General features: G+C 64.5%; 1 pseudogene (cut by a window edge). It reads right to left on the reverse strand.

The features are described 5' to 3' along the window. Positions 1 to 563: pseudogene (gene tgt / locus EOC06_RS37575) on the reverse strand (tRNA guanosine(34) transglycosylase Tgt); its annotated part reaches 284 nt to the left of the window's first position; the annotation flags it as partial.

The raw sequence follows: 563 nt of genomic DNA on the forward strand, positions 1-563 counted from the left end.
ACCTTGCCGCGCCTTGTATAGGCAAGGCCGTGGCGGCCGGCCCGTGTCGGCATCACGCAGTCGAACATGTCGATGCCGCGCGCCACCGATTTCAGGATATCGTCGGGCGTGCCCACACCCATCAGATAGCGCGGCTTGTTATCAGGCAGTTCCGGGCAGGTGATGTCGAGCATCTCGAGCATCACCGCTTGCGGTTCGCCGACGGCCAGGCCGCCGACCGCATAGCCCTTCAGCTCCATCGCGCTCAGCGCCTGCGCCGAGCGCTCCCGCAGCGCCGCGTTGTCGCCGCCTTGCACGATGCCGAACATCGCCTTGCCCGGCTGATCGCCGAACGCCGTCTTGCAGCGCTCGGCCCAACGCAGCGACATCTCCATGGCGCGCTCGATCTCCTTCATCTCGGCCGGCAGCGCCGTGCATTCGTCGAGCTGCATCTGGATATCGGAATCGAGCAATCCCTGGATCTCTATCGAACGCTCCGGCGACATCTCGTAGGCGGCGCCATCGATATGCGAGCGGAAGGTGACGCCCTTTTCGGTCAGCTTTCTCAGCTTCGACAGCGACAT

Source organism: Mesorhizobium sp. M7A.F.Ca.MR.362.00.0.0, from assembly GCF_004023175.1.
Classification (GTDB): Bacteria; Pseudomonadota; Alphaproteobacteria; order Rhizobiales; family Rhizobiaceae; genus Mesorhizobium.